This window comes from Thiorhodococcus minor (assembly GCF_010820565.1).
Classification (GTDB): Bacteria; Pseudomonadota; Gammaproteobacteria; order Chromatiales; family Chromatiaceae; genus Thiorhodococcus; species Thiorhodococcus minor.
Map to the genome: position 1 here is coordinate 34,541 of NZ_JAAIJQ010000011.1, position 21,455 is coordinate 55,995.

Sequence of the window (21,455 nt, forward strand, 5' to 3'; positions counted from 1 at the left end):
CACGCGCCGAGGTGGAAGCGGCCTGGGACATGCCTCGACGGCTGCCCGGCACGGAGGACGATTCGGAGGGATTTCCAAGTTTCCGTTCAGGATGGCCGATGGCACCCGGCCTGATCGCAGCCCGGTCTCATTTCGAGTGTTTATGCGCCGATCGGAATGACCGTCAGAAGAGGATCTTCTCAGTTGTCGTCTGAAACAGCCATGCGCGAGCGCGAGCTCGCCTTCACGGCGCGGGATTTCGAGCTGATCCGCGGCCTCATCTACCAGCATGCCGGGATTTCCCTGAGCGACGGCAAGGCGGATATGGTCTACAGCCGGATCGCGCGCCGCTTGCGCGCCAAGGGTCTGGCGACCTTCCAGGGATACCTCGACTTCCTCGACGCCAACCCGGAGGAGTGGCAGCACTTCACCAACTCGCTGACCCCCAATCTGACCTCCTTCTTCCGTGAGGAGCATCACTTCCCCATCTTGGCAGAGATGGCGCTGGAGGCGAAGGGCCGCGGTCGAGACCAGGTCGCGCTCTGGTCCCCGGCCTGCTCGACCGGCGAGGAGGCCTATTCCATGGCCATGACCATGATCGACGCCTTCGGCACCTGGACGCCGCCGGTCAAGATCCTGGCGACGGATCTGGACACCACTGTCCTCAAGCAGGCCTACAAGGGGATCTATCCCATCGAGCGCGCCGAGACGCTGTCGGCGGAGACGCGCAAGCGTTTCTTTCAGCGCGGCAAGGGTGACAAGGCCGGCATGGTGCGGGTGCGCCCGGAGCTCAGGGCGCTGGTGAGCTTCCACCCCCTGAACCTGCTCGATGGCCAGTGGCCGATGCGTGGCCGCTTCGATGCCATCTTCTGCCGCAATGTGCTCATCTATTTCGGCAAGCCCACGCAATACAAGCTGCTCGCGCGTTTCCATCCGCTCTTGCATGAGGAGGGGCTGCTGTTCGTCGGTCATTCTGAGAGTCTGATCCATGCGGCCGATCTGTTCAGCCTGCGGGGCAAGACCGTCTACGCCCCCGTTGCCGCGAAGTGAGATCGAGACCGCGGTGGACCATACATTCGAAGAAGTCCTGGCACCGAACCTCTACTACGACCGACATTTCGAAATGGAAGCGGTCAAGATTCTGCCGTGCGAATACTATGTCTCCACCACCGGATCGACGACCTCTCCAACCAGATGAACGGCATCTTGCCGCGTCTCGACGGTGCCAAGCGCATCGCGCGTCAGACCAATCTGCTCGCCCTCAATGCCCCCATCGAAGCGGCGCGCGCCGGCGAGGCGGGGCGCGGAGCAGCTCGCGCGCGTCGGCGCCAGATCTGTTTGCAGACTCAGTCAGGCCGAGCAGGTCAATCGCCATCGGCCGAGCCTAGACGTGCTCTTTCGCTCGGTTGCGAAGGCGGCGGGCATCAATGCGGCCGCCGCGCTGCTGACCTGCATGTGCGCCGACGGGGCCGCGGGCTTGCTGGAGCTTCGCGAGATCGGCGTCCACACCATCGCCCAGGACGAGGCGACGAGCATTGTCTGGGGGATGCCGGGCGAGGCCGTCAAACGCGGCGGGGCGAGCGAGGTGCTGCCGCTGCGGAAGATCGCACAGGCGCTGCTGAGGGGCGCCAAGGCTCAGGGGTGAGGCTTCTTGCCGAGGCGAAAAGCGCCTCAAGTCAAAGGCCGGAAGCCGGCCGCCGGCGGCTGGCCACTCTTTCGGATTCATCCATCAACCGCACGAGGAGTAAGCCATGGGTGTCACAGCGCGCTCGGATGCCGAGAAGTCGCAGGTCATCATCTCGGTCGACGGCCGTTTCGACTTTTCGCAGCACAAGGCCTTCCGGGAGGCCTACAAGGACGCTAGCGGCAAGTCGACCAAGTTCGTCGTCGATCTGAGCGATGCCTCCTATCTCGACAGCTCCGCACTCGGCATGCTGCTCTTGCTTCGTGAGTTCGTGGGGGCGGATCCGAAGCGCGTGCGCATCACGGGTGCGAACGAAGATGTCGCCCGCGTCCTCAAGATCGCCAATTTCGACAAGCTCTTCACGGTGGGATAGGCGGCCCGATGCAGGCATCGCCGATGCCACCCGAGCCGCTAGCGCCTGACGCTGCGGGATGTCGCGGCGAATCCCTCGGGCACAGGCCGAGATCCGCCCTGGTGGTCGAGCCGGATCCCGCGCAGGCCGAATTGATCGCGGCAGTGCTGCGCGAGCAGGGCTGTCTCTCCGCGCAGGTGGCCACCGCCGAAGCGGCCATCGCCGACTTCGACCGGCGCAGGCCCGACATCCTCTTCATCGCCGCCGACCTGCCGGGCATGGACGGGCTGGCGGCGACGCGCGAGATCAAGCGGCTCGCCGCTGGGCGCTTCCTCCCCATCATGCTGCTGGCGCACAAGCGGGACGAGGCCTTGCTGCTCAGCAGCGTCGAGTCCGGCGCGGACGATTTCCTGCTCAAGCCGCTTGAGCCGGGCCTGATCAAGGCCCGCATCATGGTCATGGAGCGCGTGTGCGAGCTCCAGCACCGCGTGAGCGAGCGCAAGCGGACCATCGCCGCCATGCTCGAGAACGAGCGGGTCGAGCAGGCGCTCGCGGAGCGCGTGCTCAGCCGCGCGGTCGAGGAGCGCAATGTCGTCATGGATCGGCTCGACCTTCTGCAGCGCTCGGCGGCCATCTTCAGCGGCGACATCGTCCTGACGCAGCATCTCCCGGACGGCGGTCTACGGCTCCTGGTCGGCGACTTCACCGGACATGGTCTGGCTGCAGCCGTGGCCGCATTGCCGATCGCCGATGCCTTTCACGCCATGACCGTCAAGGGCGTGAGCGATATCTCCCTGCTGACCGAGCTCAATCGCAAGCTCTTCCAGCTGCTCCCGACCGACCGCTTCATGGCCGCGATCCTGGTCACTGTGCCGGCGAGCTGCACCGAGCTGCGCTGGTGGAACGGCGGCATGCCGAGCGGCTGGCTGCGGACCGCGAACGGGCTGCGGGAGCTGACGGCCCATGCCCTGCCGCTGGGAATCCTGCCCGATCTGCCCTGTGACGAGGTCGCGCGCCGCGTCCACGTGCGTCGCGGCGATCGTCTGCTGCTGATGACGGACGGGCTGCTGGAGGCGCATGACACCCAGGACGAGATGTTCGTGCACGCCGGCCTTCGCCAGTCGCTGGCGTCTTGGGCGCCCGGGATGCCTCTTCTGCCGACCCTGCGGGAGGCCTTGGACGCGCATCTCGCGGGCACCGAGCAGGCGGACGACATTGCGATCGTCGATCTGCCGATCGAGCCGAGCATCTTTGCGCGGCGTGTGCGCCTATCCGGTCAGCGTCCGCGCGTGGGCTGGGACGTCGCCATCGTGCTCGAGGACGAGCGGCTCAAGAGCCAGCCAACGCTCGAGACGCTGCTGGATCCGTTGGGCCTTGCCGAGGGTCTGCGCAAGGAAATGGTCACGCTCGAGACCATCTTCACCGAGCTCTACTCCAATGCCTTGGAGCATGGCGTGCTGAAGCTGGATTCATCGCTGAAGGCGACGAGCGAGGGCTTCGCGACCTTCTACCGCGAGCGTGCGCGGCGGCTTGACGACCTGCGGGGCGCTCGGGTGTCTGTCGAGATCCGATTCGAGCCGAGCGGCGAGGGCGGCTGCGTCTGGCTGCGCATCTGGGATTCGGGCGAGGGCTTCAGCGAGGAGTCGGTCCGCGCGCTCTGGAGCGACCCCGCCCGCCCTTGGGGGCGGGGCATCCCGTTGGCTCGGGAGCTGTGCGACACCTTGGAGTTTCAGGGAAATGGCTCACAGGTCGAGGCGACCTATCGGTGGTAGCCTAGCAAGGATCCCGACCGTTTCGCTGCGCCCGCGTCCAGGCCCGATGGACGCTCCGAACAGCGCTCCTCGACCCTGGGTTTCGAGCTCATCAGATGCAGTCCTCAATCGCCCACTGCTGCTCAGCCGAGGAGGCTCGGCCCGACCCACCCTCGGTACAGGTGGCGGGCTGGCGCGGCAAGGCGCTGGCGGTCGACGGCGACCCCGGCAATCTCCTGCTGTTGCAGCGCATGCTCGAGCGCATGGGATTCGCGGTCGGGACGGCCGGCAATGGCCTGGAGGCGCTCGCGCAATTCGCGGCCCTGCGGCCCGACCTGGTGGTCCTGGACGTCGTCATACCGGGCATCGATGGGATGGAGGCCGGCCGGCGCATCAGATCCATGTCCGAGGGCGACTTCGTGCCCATCATCTTTCTCACCTCCCTGGCCGACGAGGCGTCCATGATGGACTGCATTCGGGCGGGGGGCGACGATTTCCTCACCAAGCCCTTGAGCTTCAAGCTGCTACAGGCGCGCGTGATGATCACGGAGCGTTTCAGGGATCTGCAGCGGACCATGGCGGCGAGCAGCGAGCCGCTCGCCGAGCTACTGGAGCGCGAGCAGTCCGAGCAGCGCCTGGCGGAGCGTGTCTTCAGCCGAGCCATCAACAGCCGTAATGTCGAGACCCAGGCCATTGCGCTCATGCAATGCTCGGCGGCGACCTTCAACGGCGACCTCGTGCTGACGCAGGGCCTGCCGGACGGTGGTTTGCGCATTCTCATGGCGGATATCACGGGGCACGGGCTGGGTGCCGCCATCGGTGCGCTGCCGGTGGCCGAGGCCTTCCATGCCATGACGCTCAAGGGCGTGGAGGATCTTCAGGTCCTCGAAGAGGTCAACTGCAAGCTCTACGCCATTCTGCCGTCCGATCGCTTCATGGCCGCCTCCATGGTAAGCATCTGTGGAAACGGGCGGCGCTTGACCTGGTGGAACGGCGGGATGCCGAGCGGCTGGCTGCGCTCCCGCGGCGGGCTGACCGAGCTGGCCTCGCATGCATCGCCGCTGGGTGTCCTGCCGCAGCTGATGCCGAGCGATGCGCCCCGTGTCTTGAGCGTTCAGGACGACGACGGTCTGCTCTTGCTCTCGGATGGCGTGATCGAGGCCGTCGACGCCGATGGCGTGGCCTTCGGCGATGGGCGGCTGAGTCAGCACCTCCAGGTATGGCCGCACGGAGGGCCTGTCTTCGGCGACTTGCGCGCGGCTTGGGAGCGTCACTGCGGCAGCGCCGCGCTCGTGGACGACGCGGCGCTGCTCGAGCTGGCTATCGGTCCGTCTCCGCTCGATTCCGCCGCGCTGGAGGTCGGTCGGGCGTGGCGCGGCGGCTGGCGCTGGTCGGTCGAGCTCGGGTCCGACCAGGCGGAGGGCCTCTTCCCCCTCAAGACCGCACTCGCTCCGCTCGGCCTGCTCGACGGATTGGACCGGCAAGCCGAGGTGCTGGAGGAGATTCTGAGCCAGCTCTGCGAGCAGCACGGCGGATCCATGCGCCGATCTGGAAATCCAGCCGTTTCCGCTCGCCATGGCGGCTCGCTCAAGGTCCTGATCCAATTCGACCCGCTGCCCCATGGCGGGCGTTTCGTCATCCAGGCGAGCGGCCGCCTATCAGCCGATGCCTGGCGGTCCGGCCGCTCCTGCTCAGGCCCCGCGAATGGTCTCGCGGGCGGGCTGGAGGCGTTCTGCCACTCCGTGCGCTATGACGCCGACAAGGGCATGATCGAGGCTCACTACCTCTGGTGAGCCCCTGATTCGACTGGCCTCGCACCCTCGCGCGTGGATCTGACTCGGATCTCTTTGCAGAGGGCGAGCCCCGGCGAGGCGCGTGCCTCCCGACGCGCTACTGCACGATGAACCCGGTGAAATAGAGTCCGCTGATGGCGGGCTGTCCGGCTTGGGTGGTCATGGCCTCGCGCAGGTCGGTCAGCAGCTCGCTGCGCAGGGTCTCGCGCGCGTCCGTGGTCATGAGCGTGCTGCCATCGCGTCCGGCCAGCAGGCTGATGAGGCGGTCGCGAATGCGCGGCATGTGGTGCGTGACGAGATCCGCCTCCTCGTTGCTCTCGATGTAGAGCTGGATGTCGACACGCAGATACTTGGAGCCACGCGTGCGCTCGAGGTTGACCACGATGGGTGGGTCGAGCTCCATGTAGCCGGGAAAGCCGGCACCCATGGGGTCACTGCCACTACTGGCCAGGGTGCCCATGGCAGGAAATGACAGACAGGCGGCGAGGACCATGGCTGCCGCGCGCTTGATCGATTTCTCACTGCATATCGATTTCATACTCTACCTCGCGTTTGCGCTGGTATGGATCCTGAGGAGAGCCTTCAGCTCCCTGCCTTGACGGCTGTCTCTCATCGGCGCCGGTTCGAAAGGGTTGGCAATGGGCCAACATGCCCTCACAGCCTAAGGCAATCAGGGGCATCCCGACTGTTAAGCGCGTCAACAACCCGAAAGATCGCCACTGGGCCTGGCGGGCATGGGCGAGGTCGAGCGCCCGATGGACGCATGCGCTGGCCCTAGGGTGAGTGCGTCGACTCTAGCGGGTAAGAGCCAGGAGGCTTGCGGCCTCTGCTTGACGGCATCGCGCCCGGCGCGCAATGGTGTCGTTTCGAGCCCAGTCATGCCGATGAGGGGCAGGAATGGGAGAGCGGCGATCATGGGAGGGCGGCAATCAGAAGCGCTCTGGCCGCGAAGCCGAGCTTGGTGTGCGTGCTCGCGGGGCTGCCGGAGCGCCAGGCGCGTGCCGGCTGGCTTGCGGGAAGCCTGAAACCAGCTTGCGCGGCTCGGCGTTGCGCCTGCGGCACAGGCTGCGCGGAGGAATGATGTCATTTCAGGGACTGGCCGATCAGCGCCCTCGGTCGCGAAAACCGGATAGCGTGACGGCGATGCGTGGTCTCATCGCGGAGATCCGCGCGCGCATGCCCTTCGCGTCCGCCGAGGCGCAGATCTGCTCTGGCGACTGCAACGGCTGCTCAAGGAAGCTGCTGGACTACCTCGAGTCCGAGCTGGATGCCTGGGAGCTGCGATTGGGTGAAGGCGAGACGCCTGGCCTCGATGATCTGTCGCGGCTCATTCGCATCAGTAAGAAGGTCTATCGCGTTCTTGCGCGTAACGGACTCGTGGATGCGCGCCAAGCGGCCACGGACTCGGGCGACTAAGGGACTCGGGCAGCTAGAAGGTGGGCGGGGAAGGGCCGGCCCGGTCCATCGCCTCGTCCGATGCCTTGTCGCGGGCCAGCAGCAGCTGCGATTTGCGCAGGACCTCTTCGAAGGCGTCGTCGCAACGCTGGGCATCCTCGATGCGGGCGGCGCGCTCGAGTGCCGAGATCGCCGCGTCCAGCGCCGGGACACCACAGTAGCCCGTGGCGCTGCGCAGCTGGTGCGCGTATTCGGCAAGCCCAGGCCAATCGTGCTCGGCCAGGCATGCCTTGAGGGCGTCCAGCTCCTCGGGGAGTCCATCGAGCAAGGCCGACATGAGCTCGGCGGCCAGTGCGCGATCGCCGCCGGCGCTCTCCAGCGCTGCGGCTTCGTCGTAGATTGCCGTGGGGACGGCAGCGGGCGCTGTTTCGTTCGTGCTCATCTTCGCGCTCTCCATGCTGTTGCCTAGGACGCGGAAGCCGTCCGATATCGCTTGCGTACAAGCGAGATTCGATGCGGACGAGACGCTGTGCAAGCGAAACTCTACCGGCATCGCCGGCCCCGGGTCTAGCCGCGTATCCGTTGCCGTCCTCGGCCCCGACGCTTTAAGCTGCGTGCCTTTGCTGCCAGGCCGTCGCGTGGTCCTGAGCGCGGCCCCGGAGGAGTCAATGCCACATCCAACCATCGAAGACTGCGTGGGCCGGACGCCGCTCGTGCGCTTGCGGCGCCTGCCGGGCGAGACCAGCAATTTAGTGCTCGCTAAGCTCGAGGGGAACAACCCCGCCGGCTCGGTCAAGGACAGGCCCGCCCTCAACATGATCCGGCGCGCCGAGGAGCGCGGCAGCATCAAGCCCGGCGACCTGCTCATCGAGGCCACTAGCGGGAATACCGGCATTGCCTTGGCGATGGCGGCGGCCATGCGCGGCTACCGCATGCGTCTGATCATGCCGGAGCACATGAGCGAGGAGCGCCGCGGCGTCATGAAGAGCTTCGGCGCGGAGATCCTGTTGACGCCCAAGGCCGGCGGCATGGAGGCCGCGATCGACCTGGCGAGCGAGATGGAGCAAAGGGGGGAGGGGATTCGGCTGGATCAGTTCTCCAACCCGGACAATCCCGCGGCCCACTACGAGACCACGGGACCCGAGATCTGGGAGGACACCCAGGGGCGGATCACCCACTTCGTCAGCGCCATGGGCACGACCGGCACCATCATGGGCACCGGCCGCTACCTCAAGGAGCGGAATCCGGAGATTCAGATCGTCGGCGTGCAGCCCGAGGAGGGATCCAGCATCCCCGGGATCCGGCGCTGGCCGGAGGCCTATCTGCCGCGCATCTACGATCCGGCGGGCGTCGACCGTATCATCGACATCACCCAGGCCGTCGCCGAGCAGACGGCGCGCGAGCTTGCGGCGCGCGAGGGCATCTTCGGCGGGGTATCCTCCGGCGGCGCCGTGGCAGCCGCGCTGCGCCTTTCCGCCGAGGTGCAAGAGGCCGTCATCGTCGCCATCATCTGCGACCGGGGCGACCGCTACCTGTCGACCGGTGTTTTTCCTGCCTGAGCGACAGGTCTCGGCTACCCTGTCGGCTGGAATCGACCAGCCGCCAGCCGCTGGCGTCAGCGTCCAATGACTGCCAACTGCCAACTGCCAACTGCCAACTGCCATTAGCCAATCGTGTCGAGAAGATCCAAGAAGCCCATTCCGCAAGCGCCCGTCGAGGCCGAGATCGAATCCCTGACCCACGAAGGACGCGGTCTGACCCATGTCGACGGTAAGACGGTGTTCGTCGACGGCGCGCTCGCGGGCGAGCGGGTGCGCTTCCGCTACCGCCGCGTCCAGCGCCGTTTCGATGAGGCGGTCGTCGAGGAGGTCCTGAGCGCCTCGCCAGACCGCGTCGACCCGAAGTGCCCGCATTTCGGCGTCTGCGGCGGCTGCAGCCTCCAGCACCTGGACGCCCAGGCGCAGATCCGCATCAAGCAGGAGAGTCTGCAAGACGTCTTCACCCGCATGGGGAAGGTCGAGCCGGAGCGCTGGCTGGCGCCGCTCACGGCGGAGCATTGGGGCTATCGCCGCAAGGCGCGGCTTGGCGTGCGCCGCGTCGCCAAGAAGGGACGGACTCTGGTCGGCTTTCGCGAGCGGGGCAATTCCTTTCTCGCGGACCTGACGCGCTGCGAGGTGCTGCACCCCATGGTTGGCGACCGGCTCCAGGTCATTGGTGACACCATCGATCAGATGTCCATCCGCGATCAGCTGCCGCAGATCGAGGTCGCCATGGGCGACGCGGCCTGCGTCCTGGTCTTTCGCGTCATGCAGACGCCCACACCCGAGGACGAGGCCCTGCTCCTCGAGCTGGGCGAGCGCAAGGGCTTTCGCATCTATCTGCAGGAGGGCGGCATCGATACCGTGCGCCCCCTGCCGGGCCAGGAGACGGCGCTCAGCTTCAGTCTGCCGAATCACGACGTCGAGCTGGACTTTCTGCCGACTGATTTCACCCAGGTGAACCTCGAGCTGAATCGCCGCATGGTCGACCAGGCGCTGGGGCTGCTCCAGGTCGAGCAGGGGGATCGCGTGCTGGATCTCTTCTGCGGACTCGGAAACTTCACCCTGCCGCTCGCACGTCAGGCGGCCGAGGTGGTGGGCGTCGAGGGCGATGCCGGCCTGGTGGCGCGGGCGCTGGCCAATGCGGAGCGCAATGGAATCGGCAACGCCAGCTTTCACACCGCCGACCTCTATGGCGAGCTCGACCATCAGCCCTGGATGCGCCAGAGCTTCTCCAAGGTCCTCTTGGATCCGCCGCGCAGTGGCGCGCTGCAGGTGCTGGACTGGCTGCCGCGGCTCGGCATCGACCGCATCCTCTATGTCTCCTGCTATCCCGCAACCCTGGCGCGCGATGCCGACCGTCTGGTGAATGCCCTGGGCTATGAGCTGCGCGCCGCGGGCGTGATGGACATGTTCCCGCACACGGCGCACGTCGAGTCCATGGCCCTGTTCGAGCGCCGGTCCTAGCTGGGGGCGCCGCCTGTCTGGGCTGAATTGACCCAAGGAGGTCCGCATGCCTGTCGAGATCGAGCGCAAGTTCCTGGTCCGCGGCGACGGCTGGCGAGCCGACGTCGAGGAAGAGACGCGCATCCTGCAAGGCTACCTGGCCGATGGTCCGCGGGCGACGGTGCGTGCCCGCATCAAGGGCGATCTGGCCTATCTCACCATCAAGGGGGCGACCAGCGGGATCAGCCGCTCGGAGTACGAATACCGCATTCCGGTGGAAGATGCGGAGGCCATGCTCCGCGAGATGGCGATCTCCTCGGTCATCGAGAAAGTCCGCTACCATGTCCGCGTCGGGAGCCACCTCTGGGACCTGGACGTCTTCGCGGGTGAGAACCAGGGGCTGGTGATGGCCGAGATCGAGCTGGATGCCGAGGATGCGGACTTCCAGCGCCCGGATTGGGCCGGCGAGGAGGTCTCGGACGACCCGCGCTATTTCAATGCCGCGCTTGCGAAGCATCCTTACTCAGGCTGGTAGCTGGACGGCAGCGGCGCTTGCGGGGCTGCTCCTGAGCGCGCTGCTGCTGGGGTGCGATCGCGGAGTGCCGGACGACGGCGTGATTCGGATCGGCCTCTCCGGGCCGGCACGCAACCTCGATCCCCGTTTCGCCACGGACGCGACCTCGGAGCGGATCAATCGGCTGCTCTATCGGCGCCTGGTCGAATTCGACGACCAGCGGCTGCCGGTACCTGGCTTGGCGACCTGGCAGCGTCTCTCCCCCAGCCACTATCGATTTCGGCTGGGGGCCGAGGGTCGCGACTTCACCGACGGGACGCGACTCGACGCGGACGACGTGGTGGCGACCTATGCCTACGTGCTGGATGCGGCGAATGCCTCCCCGCATCGCGCCCAGCTCGCCGCGATCGCGTCTGTCGAGGCGCTCGATTCAGACACCATCGATTTTCATCTCGCCGTGCCAGACCCCTTGTTTCCCGCCTACCTCGCAGAGGGGATCCTACCGGCAGACCTGGTGGGATCCGGGCGCAAGCTGACGGATGCCCCGGTTGGCAGCGGCCCCTTTCGGTTGCTGGATTGGCCGGAGCCGGGGCGGCTGGTGCTGGAGCGTCGGGCGGACGGCCAGGTGATGGAGCTGCTCAGCGTCAAGGATCCCAGCGTACGGGTGATGAAGCTCCTGCGTGGGGAGATCCAGCTGCTGCAGAACGACCTCTCGCCCGAGCTGGTCGATTATCTTGCCGCGCAGCCGCAGATCGACGTCGAGACGCGACCTGGTCGCAACTTCTCCTATCTGGGCTTCAATCTGGAGGATCCTGTCACCGGCGATCGACGGGCTCGGCTGGCGCTGGCGCATGCGATCGACCGCAAGGCCCTCATCCACTACCTCTTCCGCGACCGCGCCAGACCGGCGGAGGCGATCTTGCCGCCAGATCACTGGGCCGGGAGCCCCATGCTCCTGCCCTATGCCTTCGACCCCGATCGCGCACGTGCCCTCTTGTCCGAGCTAGGCTATGGGCCCGAGCGCCCGCTCGTGCTCAGCATGAAGACCTCGAACGATCCCTTTCGCATCCGGCTCGCGACCGCCATGCAGGCGCAGCTGGCGCGCATCGGGATTGCGCTCACCATTCGCAGCTATGATTGGGGGACCTTCTTCGGGGACGTCAAGGCTGGACGGTTCCAGCTCTACGGACTCACCTGGGTCGGGATCAATACCCCGGATATCTTCAGGTACGCCTTCCACAGCGCCTCAATCCCGCCCGCGGGAGCGAATCGAGGGCGCTACAAGAGCGCGCGCGCGGACGCCTTGATCGAGGCGGCGGGTAGTGCGCGGGACTTGCAGGAGCAATCAGGGCTCTATCGCGAGCTGCAGGGTCTCCTGCATCATGAGCTGCCCTATCTGCCACTGTGGTACGAGTCGCAGGTACTGGCGCGGCGCCCGGAGCTGCGAGGCTACCAGCTTGCGGCGGACGGCAACTACGACGGCTTGGAGTCCGTGCGGCTGACTTTGGAGCGACATTGAGCAGAGAGGAAGTCGAACCGCAAAGGCGCCAAGGGCGCGAAGGGGGCGAAGGGCGCGAAGGATTTCAGTGCGTTGAAAAGGTGATGTCGCTCAACCCGCGGGCGACAGCTGGACTTCCATCAAGCCTCTGTCTTTCTCGGTGTCCTTTGCGCCTTGGCGGTTCGATTCATCAAAATTGGGGTGAACGGCGGGGTCAGCTCCCAGACTAGCGTGGGGCCTTGATCGTCAGTTGGACCGGTGGACGAGCGAGAGAGACTGTGAGAGTAATCCAAGCGCACCGCGAAGATCGCAGATTGGTGTAGGTTGGGCCGACGCAGGGGGGCCAACAATCAAAGCGTTAGGCTAGTCGCCATGTTGGGCTTCGTACCTCAGCCCAACCTACGCAGAATTTCTTCACAGTCTCGAGAGCGCAGTCCACCGGATCCCGTGCCAGCGTCGGTGGACTGCGCTGCGCTTGTCCACCCTGCGGGATACCGGGCCAATCGATGATCGACGCCTAGCCCGGCAAGGCGCCCGCTGGCAGCTGGCCGCTCTTGACGAGCTGAAGAGAGAGCAATGGAGAGAAGAATCCGCATCGATGTGCCCGATCAGGTGCTGACCTTGTTCCAGGGCTCCCGAGTGCTTGCGCGCTATCCGGTGTCGACCGGGCTGAACGGGGTGGGTGAAGCCAATGGCAGCGGCTGCACGCCGCGCGGCCTGCATCTGGTGAGGCTCCGCATCGGTGATGGGTGTCCGATGGGCGCGGTCTTTCGCGGGCGACGCCCGACCGGTGAGGTCTATGACGCCAGGCTCGGCGCCGCCTATCCAGGGCGTGATTGGATCCTGACGCGCATTCTCTGGCTGACGGGCTGCGAGCCCGGGCGCAATCGCGGCGGCCGTTTCGATACCCTGAGGCGCTACATCTATATCCACGGCTGCCCGGACAGCGAGCCCATGGGAGTGCCGCGCTCGCACGGCTGTATCCGCATGCACAGCCGCGAGCTGGTCGATCTCTTCGAGCGGACGCCGAGGGGGACGCCGGTGGAGATCCTGGATTGAGCCTTGCTCAGAAGCGGGCCCTGAATCCGGGAGGCCCAGGGGCGACCTCGGCATCGGGCCGCCGCCGTGTTTGAGCGCTTGCTCGCCAGGGTCGGCTCGTCCCTCATCGTCGTCTGGGGTGTCTGCACCCTGGTCTTTCTGCTGATCCACCTGGTCCCCGGGGATCCGGTCGCCGTGATGCTGGGGGAGGGCGCACGGCCCGCCGACCAGGCCGCCTTGCGCGCGGCGCTCGGGCTCGATCGGCCGCTCGCTGTCCAGTACCTGGACTACCTGGGGCGTCTCGTGCAACTGGATCTCGGGACATCCTTGCATAGCCAGCGGCCGGTGGTGGCGGTGCTGGCGGAGCGCATCGGGCCGACCCTGCAGCTGGCCGTCGCCGCGCTGACGCTGGGAATCGTCTTGGCCCTTCCGATGGGTGTGCTCGCGGCGCAGCACCGCGGCGGTGGGATCGACCGCGGCGCTATGGGCTTTTCGATGCTCGGGGCCGCCATTCCCAATTTTTGGCTTGGCCCCATGCTGATCCTGGTCTTTTCCCTCTGGCTCGGCTGGACCCCGGTGAGCGGACGCGAAGGCCTGGCGAGCCTGGTTCTGCCGGCTGTGACCCTAGGCACCGGCCTCGCGGCCATTCTGGCCCGCATGGTCCGCAGCAGCGTGCTGGAGGTGCTGGGCGAGGACTATGTGCGCACGGCGCGCGCCAAGGGGCTGTCTCCGGCGGCCGTGCTCTGGCGGCATGCCTTGAGAAATGCCTGGCTGCCGGTGCTGACGCTGATCGGGATCCAGTTCGGCGCCCTGCTGGGCGGGGCGGTGGTGACGGAGACCGTCTTCGCCTGGCCGGGGCTGGGGAGTCTCCTGATCGAGGCCATCCAGACGCGTGACTACCCGGTGGTCCAGGCGGCCGTGCTGCTCATCAGCCTGACCTATCTGGCGGTCAATACGGCGACGGATCTGCTCTACGTCGCGGTCGACCCGCGCGTCAGGCTGGGTAAGTAGTCGGGTAGAGGGGGGCTGCGTCGTCGCTCGCGAGCAGCCTGGGAGTGTCGCCCTCTAGGGCGACACGCATCATGGGCGGTCGGTGTCCGACAGGTGAGCTTCCGGCGAGGTCGGCTTGGCCGGGCCCAGCGGGCCTGGAGGCCGACCTTCCCAGGGGCGGCGCGCCCAGGATTATTCCGAATAGCCGCCGCGCCCAGAGTCGCGCACGTCGCGGGCGAAGTAGCTCAGGCGGCCCTGAGGCACCACCGTGACCCCGCCTTCGCTGACTTGGAAGCGCTGTGCGTCCTTTTCCCGGTCGAACCCGATGACCTCTCCGGGCTCGATGTGATTGTGGCGGTCGACGATGACCCGCTTGAGGCGCGCCCCGCGACCGATCCGCACATAGTCCATGATGACGCAGTCCTCGAGCACCACGTCCTCCTCGATCACGGTCTCGCGACGGATGATGGAGTTCTTGATCTGCGTCCCGGAATGGATCATGGTCGCGGCGCCGAGCAGTGTGTTCTCCAGCTGCCCACCCAGGATGCGAGCAACCGGACCTTGATAGCTGCTCGAGTAGATCGGCCACTCCGGATTGAACATGTCGAAGGGCGGCTCGGCCCCAAGCACGTCGTGATGGGCCTCGAAGTAGGCGTCGATGGTGCCGACGTCGCGCCAATAGACATCGTCCTCATAGGGCTGGATGCCGGGGATCTGGTTGGTCGAGAAGTCGTAGGCGAAGAGGCGGTGGGTGCGCAGCAGCCTGGGCAGGACATGCTGACCGAAGTCGGTCTCTCCGGCCTCCTTGGCTTCCATGAGCGCTTTCACCAAGACGTCGGTCGAGAAGATGTAGTTCCCCATGGAGGCGAACGCCTTTTCCGGATCTGTCGGCATGGGGGAGGGGTTCGCCGGCTTTTCCTCGAATCCTCGGATACGGCCGTCTTCGTCCGCGGCGATGATGCCGAATCCCGAGGCATCCTTGAGCGGTACCGGCAGGGCGGCGATGGTGACGTCCGCATCGCGCTCCTTGTGGAAGTCGACCATCTGGCGGATGTCCATCCGGTAGATGTGATCCGCGCCGAAGACCGCGACCAGGCTGGGCCTGTGCTCCTCGATGAGATTGATGTTCTGGTTGACCGCGTCCGCGGTGCCTTGGAACCAGTGCTGGCCGGACATCATCTGCGGCGGCACCACGGTGACGAACTGGCTCTGCAGCAGGGGCGAGATGGTCCAGGCCTTGCGGACGTGCTCGATGAGCGACTGCGACTTGTACTGCACCAGCAGATAGATGGTCTGGATCTGCGAGTTGACGAAGTTGCTCAGGACGAAATCGACGATCCGATAGCGTGCGCCGAAGGGGACCGACGGTTTGGAGCGGCCCGTCGTGAGCGGTTGGAGTCTGGATCCCTGGCCACCGGCCATGACGAAAGCAATGATACGGTCGTTATGCATGTCGTCCTCCGCGAGCCTAGCGGCCAGGCTCTCTCTGTTGTTTCGGGTTTCAGCGGCCCTCAATGATAAACCTGTCGTCTACAGGTTTCCCGCCATTCGGAGGCCTGGGCGGTCTGCGAGAGTCCCGGGCTAGGTTGGGAAGGCGTGCGAGATTCGCGGCGCCCCTCGCGGTCCGGCTAGAATAGCAGCCTTCCGAGGAATTGAGCGATGAGCGACCCAATGAAGAAAGTCCCCCGCCGGCCGGTGATGCTTGTCATCCTCGACGGCTTCGGTTTGAACCCGTCCAAGGCCAACAACGCGGTTGCGATCGCCAGTACGCCCAACTTCGATCGCTACTTCTCCAAGTACCCCCATACGGCGATTCAAGCCTCCGGGCTGTCCGTCGGATTGCCGGACGGCCAGATGGGCAACTCCGAAGTGGGACACATGACCATCGGCTCGGGCTGTGTGGTGCGTCAGGACTTGGTCCTGATCGATGAGGCGATCTCCAACCACAGCTTTTTCGAGAATCGCGCCCTGGTGGCCGCAGCCAATGCCGCCGCCTCCGCGGGGCGGCCGATCCACCTCATGGGACTGGTTTCGGACGGTGGCGTGCACAGCCACGTCCGGCATCTGAATGCGCTCATCAAGCTCTGCAAGTACCAGGGCGCGCGGCCCATGGTCCACATGCTCACGGATGGGCGCGACACGGCGCCGCGATCGGCGACCAACTATCTGAAGAGCGTGGAGAGCGCGCTCGAGGTCGCGGGCGGTCGGATCGCGACCGTCTCGGGGCGTTACTACGCCATGGACCGCGACAACCGCTGGGAGCGCACGGAGCTTGCCTGGCGGGCCCTGGTGGACGGCGAGGGGCGCCGCGCCGAGAGTGCCAGAGCCGCCATCGAGATGGCCTATGCCGAGGGCGAGGACGACGAGTTCATTCGCCCGACCATCATCGAGGGCGCCGACCTCATCCAGGACGGGGATCAGGTCATCCACTTCAACTTTCGCAAGGATCGGCCGCGTCAGATGGTCTCGGCCTTCTTCAAGCCGGACTTCGACGCCTTCGACCGGCGCGGGATCACCGGGGTGAAGGTGACCTGCATGATGGAGTACGACCAGTGGTTCGGTCTGCCCTTCGCCTTCGACCACGACATGCCCAAGATCACCCTGGGACAGATCCTGAGCGACGACGGCCTGCCGCAGTTCCATTGCGCCGAGACGGAGAAGTACGCCCATGTGACCTTCTTCTTCAATGGCGGCCGGGACGATCCCTTTCCGGGCGAAGACCGCAAGCTGATCCCTTCGCCGAAGGTCGCCACCTATGACCTGCAGCCCGAGATGAGTGCGCCCGAGGTCGCTGACGCCGTGCTGGAGGCGATCGAGCAGCAGGTCTATCCCTTCATCGTGGTGAACTTTGCCAATGGGGACATGGTCGGCCACACGGCGGTGCGCGAGGCCGTTATCTCGGCCGTCGAGACCCTGGACCGCGAGGCCGGGCGCGTGATCGACGCGGCGGTGGAGGCCGGCTACTCGGTCATCCTGACCGCCGACCACGGCAACTGCGACGAGATGGTCGATCCCGTCACTGGCGAGCCGCACACCCAGCACAGCGTCTACCCGGTGCCCTGCCTCATCGTCGACGAGGTGCCCTGGCGTCTGTCCGTGGGGGGCGGCATCAAGGACATCGCGCCCACGGTCTTGAATCTCATGGGGATTCCGGTGCCGGATGTGATGGATGGCCGCTCGCTCCTGCTGGGTCCGGCGACGGTCTGACGCATGCGGAGCTATCTGGATCTGCTGCGCGAAGTCATCGAGAAGGGTGTCGACAAGGGCGATCGCACGGGCGTTGGCACGCGCTCCGTCTTCGGACGGCAGATTCGGTTCGACCTCAGCCAAGGTTTTCCGCTGCTCACCACCAAGCGGATCCACACCAAGAGTGTCATCCACGAGCTGCTTTGGTTCTTGTCGGGCTCGACCGACAATCGCGATCTCAAGGCGCAGGGCGTCAGCATCTGGGACGAGTGGGCGACCGAGGAGGGCGACCTCGGCCCCATCTATGGGGCGCAATGGCGCAGCTGGGCCTGTCCGGACGGGCGCGTCATCGATCAGATAACGGAGGTCGTCGAGACCATTCGCGCCCGGCCGGACTCCCGGCGCCTGGTCGTCTCTGCCTGGAATCCCGCGGACCTGCCGGACGAGACCATGAGGCCGCAGGACAATGTGCGGGCAGGGCGCATGTCGCTCGCGCCCTGTCATTGCCTCTTTCAGTTCTACGTGGCCGAGGGCCGGCTGTCCTGCCAGCTCTACCAGCGCAGTGCAGATCTCTTTCTCGGGGTGCCCTTCAACATCGCGAGCTACGCCCTGCTCACGCACCTGATCGCGGATCAATGCGGGCTCGAGGTTGGCGATTTCGTCCATACCTTCGGAGACCTCCATCTCTATCGCAACCATCTGACGGACGACATCGTCTATGCGCAGCTCGCGCGCGCGCCGCGCCCCTTGCCGAGCCTGCGGCTAGTGCGTCGACCGGCGAGCCTGCTCGACTATCGATACGAGGACATCGAGATCCAGGGGTACGACCCACATCCGGCCATTCGTGCGCCGATCGCGGTTTGACGGTTGCCCGAAGGTTCCTTGCTCGATCCGAGCAGGGACGGGTTGAGTCGCAAAGACCAGAGGGCGCGCAAAGGATTTCGGTGTGTCGCCGGGGCAGCTCCAGATGTCTTGCGCCGCTCTGCGGCTCCAAGTCCCGACCAAGCTCGGCTCAAGGAAACCTAAATTCATGATGACTTTGCTGTTGGAATCGCTCTTCGACTACGGACTCTTCCTGGCCAAGGCGCTGACGGTGCTGGCCGGTGTGGCCGTGCTGATCCTGCTCGTCTTCCGCTCACGGCAGACCGGCGAGCAGCGGGAGCATCTCGAGATCACGGACCTCAAGGATCGCTATCGCAGCCTCACCTTCGCCATCAAGGAATTCTCCCTGCCCAAGAAGGAGCTCAAGGCGCTCGTCAAGGCGGAGCGCAAGCGCGAGAAGGAGCGCGAAAAGGCAAGCGAGGATGCGACCAAGCGCCTCTTCGTCATCGAGTTCAATGGGGACATTCGCGCGAGCGAGGTGGGCGCCCTGCGGGTCTTGGTCACGGCGCTGCTCATGGAGGCGCGCGAGGGCGATCAGGTGCTGGTGCGGCTGGACAATGCCGGCGGCATGGTCAGCGAGCATGGTCTCGCCGCGTCGCAGCTGGCGCGCATTCGCGCCAAGGGCATTCCCTTGACGGTGGCGGTCGACAAGGTCGCGGCGAGCGGGGGCTATCTCATGGCCTGCGTTGCCAACAGGATCATCGCCGCTCCCTTCGCCGTGGTCGGCTCCATCGGGGTCTTGGCGGAGCTGCCGAACTTCCACCGGCTGCTCGATCGCTACGGCGTCGACTTCGAGCTGCACACCGCCGGGGAGTACAAGCGGACCCTGACGGTCTTTGGCGAGAACACGGACGAGGGGCGGGAGAAGCTGCGCGAGCAGCTCGAGGAGACGCATCGGCTCTTCAAGTCCTTCGTCGCCGAGAACCGGCCGAGCCTGGATCTGGAGCTTGTCGCCACGGGCGAATACTGGCACGGCCAGCGGGCGGTCGAGCTGGGACTGGTCGACGAGATCCAGACCAGCGACGACTTCCTGCTGAGCGCGAGCCAGGACATGGAGCTCCTGAAGCTCAAGTACCGCGCCCACAAGAAGCCGATCGAGCGTCTAATCTCCAGTGTGCGGGGCGCCCTCGATCAGGCGCTGACGAGCTGGCATCGCTGACGCCGCGATCCTTTCCGGCGGCCGGACGGATGTTTCCGGCCAATTGGCGACGAGGAGCAGGGTAGTGACGGAGCTGGTGATCCACTTCCAGCGCCCGGACCATTGGGCCGAGACGATATCCATCCATTTCTGGGACGGCCATCCCAAAGGCCTCGCGACGGACTGGCCAGGGCTCCCGATGGAGCCAGTGGAAGACGACTGGTTTCGTATCCGGCTGCGCGGCGTCCAGGTCGTGCGCCTGGTGGTCCACGATGGGCAGGGGCGTCAGACGCAGGACCTCTTCCGCGCCTCGGACGGCTGGCTGACCGCAGCAGGCATCTGGCACGATACCCAGCCGCAGGCGGCGCCCCGGAGTGCGCCGGAGCAGGTCGCCGCCGCGCCTGTGGCGTTGGACACGGCGCCGCGCCCGATCGAAGAGCGCCGGGATTTCCGCGAGGAGACCATCTATTTCGTCCTGACGGCCCGCTTCTACGACGGCGATCCCTCCAACAACTTCTTCTGCCGCGATCGCATCCAGTTCGACGCCCAGGGAAAGCCCGTGGATCCGCATTGGCGCGGGGATTTCAAGGGGCTGATCCAGCAGCTGGACTACATTCGCGACCTCGGCTTCACCGCGATCTGGATCACCCCGCCGGTGGAGAATCGCTCCGGCCTGGATTACCACGGCTACCACCCCTACGACTGGACCCGCATCGACCCGCGGCTGGAGTCTCCGGGCGCGACCTACCTGGATCTCATCGACGCCGCCCACGCCAAGGGCATCAAGATCATCCAGGATGTCGTCGTCAATCACTCCTGCCAGTACGGCATCCGCGGCAAGGTCCATATCGACCATCTGCCCACGAAATACTATGTGCCGCACGGCTCCGAGCAGGGGCGGGTCGACCACGGACCCTATCAGGGGACTCTCGGCAACTACGCCTGGCCGGGGCGCGATGACATCGACAATCCGGTCGCCCCGGACTGGTACCGCGAGCGCCACGCGCGCGATCCCGATGGCCGCGAGCCGCTGATCGATCCCAAGACCGGCGAGACGGTGCCCAGGCCGGGCTACGACCCCGGGCGTTTCTTCGGCATCGATCCGGCAGACTTGGATCCCGAGTGGTATCACCAGGACGGCTTCATCTGCGGCGGCGATTGGGAGAGCGCCTATCCGCTGCAGCAGAAGCACCTGGCGGGCGACTGCATCGACCTCGCGACCGAGCGCCAGAACGTCAAGGATTACATCATCGGCGCCATCAACCGCTATCTGGACATGGGCGTGGATGCGCTACGCATCGATACCGTCAAGCACATCGAGCGAGACAACCTGCTCGAATATGTCAATGCCTGGAAGGCCCATAAGCCCGGGCTCTTCGTCTTCGGGGAGAATCTCGTGAAGGGCTACGGCTGGGGCGACCTCGGCGGCGGCGACAACGGCCCCTCAGAGATCCGTCCCTGGTGGTACACGCGCCTGGGACACGACCCGCGCGATCCGCTCGCCGGCGGTGACTCGGGCTTTCCCCAGCTCGACTTCGGGCTCTTCTCGACCTTTCGCGACACCCTCAGTCGCGGGACCTACGCGGGCACGGCGCAGATCCTCAGCATGGATTGGATCTATGGCGACGTGACGCAGCTGGTCACCTTTCTGCAGAACCACGATGTCGGGCCGGACAACGACTTCAAATATCGTTTTCAGGGTGAGCAGTGGATGGCGGCCGCGGCCTACAATCTACTGTGGACGTTGCGTGGCATCCCTTGCCTCTACTATGGCGAGGAGATCGCGTTCATGAAGGGTGCCCCACAGGACGTCGAGGGCGAGCGCGACACCCTGAGTCAAACGGGGCGCGCCTACTTCGGCGATCACCTCGAGCCCGAGCGCATCGCGCAGACCCAGTCGCACCCGCTCTACCGTCACATTCAACGGCTGAACCTGATCCGCCGCGCCATCCCCGCGCTGCAAAAGGCCCCGCTGGAGCAGGTGAGCGAGTGGGGGAGTGGCATGTCCTTCGTGCGATCGCATCCCGAGAGCGGCAGCTATGCCGTGGCGGGCCTGGCGATCGGGCAGGACCAGGAGGTCAGCGTCGAGGGCGTGCGGCCAGGGGTTTATCGCGATGCCGTGACCGGGCATGAGATCGCCGCCGAAGGTCGGCTGAGCTTTCGCGTCAAGGCGAATTCCGCCGGGATCTATGTCCTTGATGGACCCGGCAAGATCGGCGAGGACGGTGTCTATTTACGCTAAGGGTGGATGCTGGTATCCGCCGGTCGAAT

Annotated in this window: 19 protein-coding genes and 2 pseudogenes; 18 read left to right on the plus strand and 3 right to left on the minus strand. The window is 65.9% G+C overall.

Annotated elements, in window-relative coordinates:
- The first annotated feature begins 183 nt into the window (after nt 1-183).
- The 7 genes and pseudogenes from G3446_RS05360 (at nt 184) to G3446_RS05390 (ending at nt 5,559) form a co-directional block, all read left to right on the plus strand.
- On the plus strand, nt 184-1,029 hold the full coding sequence (locus tag G3446_RS05360) for a CheR family methyltransferase (RefSeq protein ID WP_342450043.1): 846 nt from the start codon (nt 184-186) through the stop codon (nt 1,027-1,029).
- A 13-nt stretch (nt 1,030-1,042) separates the two neighbouring features.
- The gene (locus G3446_RS28615; RefSeq protein WP_280818778.1) at nt 1,043-1,177 is read left to right on the plus strand and encodes a hypothetical protein; all 135 of its coding nucleotides are present in this window, start codon (nt 1,043-1,045) and stop codon (nt 1,175-1,177) included.
- 35 nt (nt 1,178-1,212) lie between these two features.
- A pseudogene (locus tag G3446_RS05370) lies at nt 1,213-1,293 on the plus strand (methyl-accepting chemotaxis protein); the annotation flags it as partial.
- A pseudogene (locus tag G3446_RS05375) lies at nt 1,289-1,624 on the plus strand (CheB methylesterase domain-containing protein); the annotation flags it as partial. The pseudogenes G3446_RS05370 and G3446_RS05375, both read left to right, overlap by 5 nt.
- Nucleotides 1,625-1,730: 106 nt before the next feature.
- Nucleotides 1,731-2,036: an STAS domain-containing protein gene (locus tag G3446_RS05380; RefSeq protein WP_164451451.1), complete on the plus strand. Its 306-nt coding sequence runs from the start codon at nt 1,731-1,733 to the stop codon at nt 2,034-2,036.
- 101 nt (nt 2,037-2,137) lie between these two features.
- A complete protein-coding gene (locus G3446_RS05385; RefSeq protein WP_164451453.1) occupies nt 2,138-3,787 on the plus strand; it encodes a SpoIIE family protein phosphatase in 1,650 nt (549 codons plus the stop codon).
- 95 nt (nt 3,788-3,882) lie between these two features.
- Nucleotides 3,883-5,559: a fused response regulator/phosphatase gene (locus tag G3446_RS05390; RefSeq protein WP_164451456.1), complete on the plus strand. Its 1,677-nt coding sequence runs from the start codon at nt 3,883-3,885 to the stop codon at nt 5,557-5,559.
- 97 nt (nt 5,560-5,656) lie between these two features.
- Here G3446_RS05390 and G3446_RS05395 read toward each other — a convergent pair whose 3' ends face one another.
- Nucleotides 5,657-6,097: a flagellar basal body-associated FliL family protein gene (locus tag G3446_RS05395; protein WP_164451458.1), complete on the minus strand. Its 441-nt coding sequence runs from the start codon at nt 6,095-6,097 to the stop codon at nt 5,657-5,659.
- A gap of 605 nt (nt 6,098-6,702) precedes the next feature.
- Here G3446_RS05395 and G3446_RS05400 point away from each other — a divergent pair.
- Nucleotides 6,703-6,975, plus strand: coding sequence for a hypothetical protein (locus tag G3446_RS05400; RefSeq protein ID WP_209262279.1), 273 nt, complete (start codon nt 6,703-6,705; stop codon nt 6,973-6,975).
- A gap of 13 nt (nt 6,976-6,988) precedes the next feature.
- On the opposite strand, the gene G3446_RS05405 is transcribed toward G3446_RS05400, so the two are convergent.
- A complete protein-coding gene (locus G3446_RS05405; protein ID WP_164451462.1) occupies nt 6,989-7,396 on the minus strand; it encodes an Hpt domain-containing protein in 408 nt (135 codons plus the stop codon).
- Between the two features lie 226 nt (nt 7,397-7,622).
- Between G3446_RS05405 and cysM the strand changes: the two genes are divergently transcribed.
- The 6 genes from cysM to nikB all read left to right on the plus strand — a co-directional run bounded on the left by cysM (nt 7,623) and on the right by nikB (nt 13,999).
- Nucleotides 7,623-8,513: a cysteine synthase CysM gene (gene cysM, locus G3446_RS05410; RefSeq protein WP_164451464.1), complete on the plus strand. Its 891-nt coding sequence runs from the start codon at nt 7,623-7,625 to the stop codon at nt 8,511-8,513.
- 114 nt (nt 8,514-8,627) lie between these two features.
- Entirely contained in the window at nt 8,628-9,959 is a 1,332-nt protein-coding gene (gene rlmD / locus G3446_RS05415) for a 23S rRNA (uracil(1939)-C(5))-methyltransferase RlmD (RefSeq protein WP_164451467.1), read from the plus strand.
- A 46-nt stretch (nt 9,960-10,005) separates the two neighbouring features.
- On the plus strand, nt 10,006-10,473 hold the full coding sequence (locus G3446_RS05420; protein ID WP_164451469.1) for a CYTH domain-containing protein: 468 nt from the start codon (nt 10,006-10,008) through the stop codon (nt 10,471-10,473).
- Nucleotides 10,436-11,971 (plus strand): ABC transporter substrate-binding protein, encoded by a 1,536-nt coding sequence (locus G3446_RS05425; RefSeq protein WP_164451471.1) that lies wholly within the window; start codon nt 10,436-10,438, stop codon nt 11,969-11,971. Before G3446_RS05420 ends, G3446_RS05425 begins: the two co-directional genes overlap by 38 nt.
- 555 nt (nt 11,972-12,526) lie before the next feature.
- A complete protein-coding gene (locus G3446_RS05430) occupies nt 12,527-13,009 on the plus strand; it encodes a L,D-transpeptidase (protein WP_164451474.1) in 483 nt (160 codons plus the stop codon).
- A 66-nt stretch (nt 13,010-13,075) separates the two neighbouring features.
- Nucleotides 13,076-13,999: a nickel ABC transporter permease gene (gene nikB / locus G3446_RS05435; RefSeq protein WP_164451476.1), complete on the plus strand. Its 924-nt coding sequence runs from the start codon at nt 13,076-13,078 to the stop codon at nt 13,997-13,999.
- A gap of 171 nt (nt 14,000-14,170) precedes the next feature.
- Here the strand turns inward: nikB and glgC are convergent, their stop codons facing one another.
- Nucleotides 14,171-15,430 carry a glucose-1-phosphate adenylyltransferase gene (glgC, locus tag G3446_RS05440; protein WP_164451478.1) on the minus strand — a complete coding sequence of 420 codons (1,260 nt, stop codon included), beginning with the start codon at nt 15,428-15,430 and terminating at the stop codon, nt 14,171-14,173.
- Nucleotides 15,431-15,637: 207 nt separating this feature from the next.
- Here glgC and gpmI point away from each other — a divergent pair, with 207 nt between their 5' ends.
- The 4 genes from gpmI (at nt 15,638) to G3446_RS05460 (ending at nt 21,426) form a co-directional block, all read left to right on the plus strand.
- Nucleotides 15,638-17,185: a 2,3-bisphosphoglycerate-independent phosphoglycerate mutase gene (gene gpmI / locus G3446_RS05445; protein WP_164451480.1), complete on the plus strand. Its 1,548-nt coding sequence runs from the start codon at nt 15,638-15,640 to the stop codon at nt 17,183-17,185.
- Between the two features lie 3 nt (nt 17,186-17,188).
- On the plus strand, nt 17,189-18,028 hold the full coding sequence (locus tag G3446_RS05450; RefSeq protein ID WP_164451482.1) for a thymidylate synthase: 840 nt from the start codon (nt 17,189-17,191) through the stop codon (nt 18,026-18,028).
- Nucleotides 18,029-18,194: 166 nt separating this feature from the next.
- Entirely contained in the window at nt 18,195-19,205 is a 1,011-nt protein-coding gene (gene sohB, locus G3446_RS05455; RefSeq protein WP_164451483.1) for a protease SohB, read from the plus strand.
- 64 nt (nt 19,206-19,269) lie between these two features.
- Nucleotides 19,270-21,426 carry an alpha-amylase family glycosyl hydrolase gene (locus tag G3446_RS05460; protein ID WP_164451485.1) on the plus strand — a complete coding sequence of 719 codons (2,157 nt, stop codon included), beginning with the start codon at nt 19,270-19,272 and terminating at the stop codon, nt 21,424-21,426.
- Nucleotides 21,427-21,455 lie beyond the last annotated feature (29 nt).

Excerpts from the sequence above, each read along its gene's own strand:
- G3446_RS05380 (WP_164451451.1), top strand. The coding sequence starts at position 1,731 with ATGGGTGTCACAGCGCGCTCGGATGCCGAGAAGTCGCAGGTCATCATC.
- G3446_RS05390 (WP_164451456.1), top strand. The coding sequence starts at position 3,883 with ATGCAGTCCTCAATCGCCCACTGCTGCTCAGCCGAGGAGGCTCGGCCC.
- G3446_RS05395 (WP_164451458.1), bottom strand. The coding sequence starts at position 6,097 with ATGAAATCGATATGCAGTGAGAAATCGATCAAGCGCGCGGCAGCCATG.
- G3446_RS05400 (WP_209262279.1), top strand. The coding sequence starts at position 6,703 with ATGCGTGGTCTCATCGCGGAGATCCGCGCGCGCATGCCCTTCGCGTCC.
- G3446_RS05405 (WP_164451462.1), bottom strand. The coding sequence starts at position 7,396 with ATGAGCACGAACGAAACAGCGCCCGCTGCCGTCCCCACGGCAATCTAC.
- cysM (WP_164451464.1), top strand. The coding sequence starts at position 7,623 with ATGCCACATCCAACCATCGAAGACTGCGTGGGCCGGACGCCGCTCGTG.
- G3446_RS05420 (WP_164451469.1), top strand. The coding sequence starts at position 10,006 with ATGCCTGTCGAGATCGAGCGCAAGTTCCTGGTCCGCGGCGACGGCTGG.
- G3446_RS05425 (WP_164451471.1), top strand. The coding sequence starts at position 10,436 with ATGCCGCGCTTGCGAAGCATCCTTACTCAGGCTGGTAGCTGGACGGCA.
- G3446_RS05430 (WP_164451474.1), top strand. The coding sequence starts at position 12,527 with ATGGAGAGAAGAATCCGCATCGATGTGCCCGATCAGGTGCTGACCTTG.
- glgC (WP_164451478.1), bottom strand. The coding sequence starts at position 15,430 with ATGCATAACGACCGTATCATTGCTTTCGTCATGGCCGGTGGCCAGGGA.
- gpmI (WP_164451480.1), top strand. The coding sequence starts at position 15,638 with ATGAGCGACCCAATGAAGAAAGTCCCCCGCCGGCCGGTGATGCTTGTC.
- G3446_RS05450 (WP_164451482.1), top strand. The coding sequence starts at position 17,189 with ATGCGGAGCTATCTGGATCTGCTGCGCGAAGTCATCGAGAAGGGTGTC.
- sohB (WP_164451483.1), top strand. The coding sequence starts at position 18,195 with ATGATGACTTTGCTGTTGGAATCGCTCTTCGACTACGGACTCTTCCTG.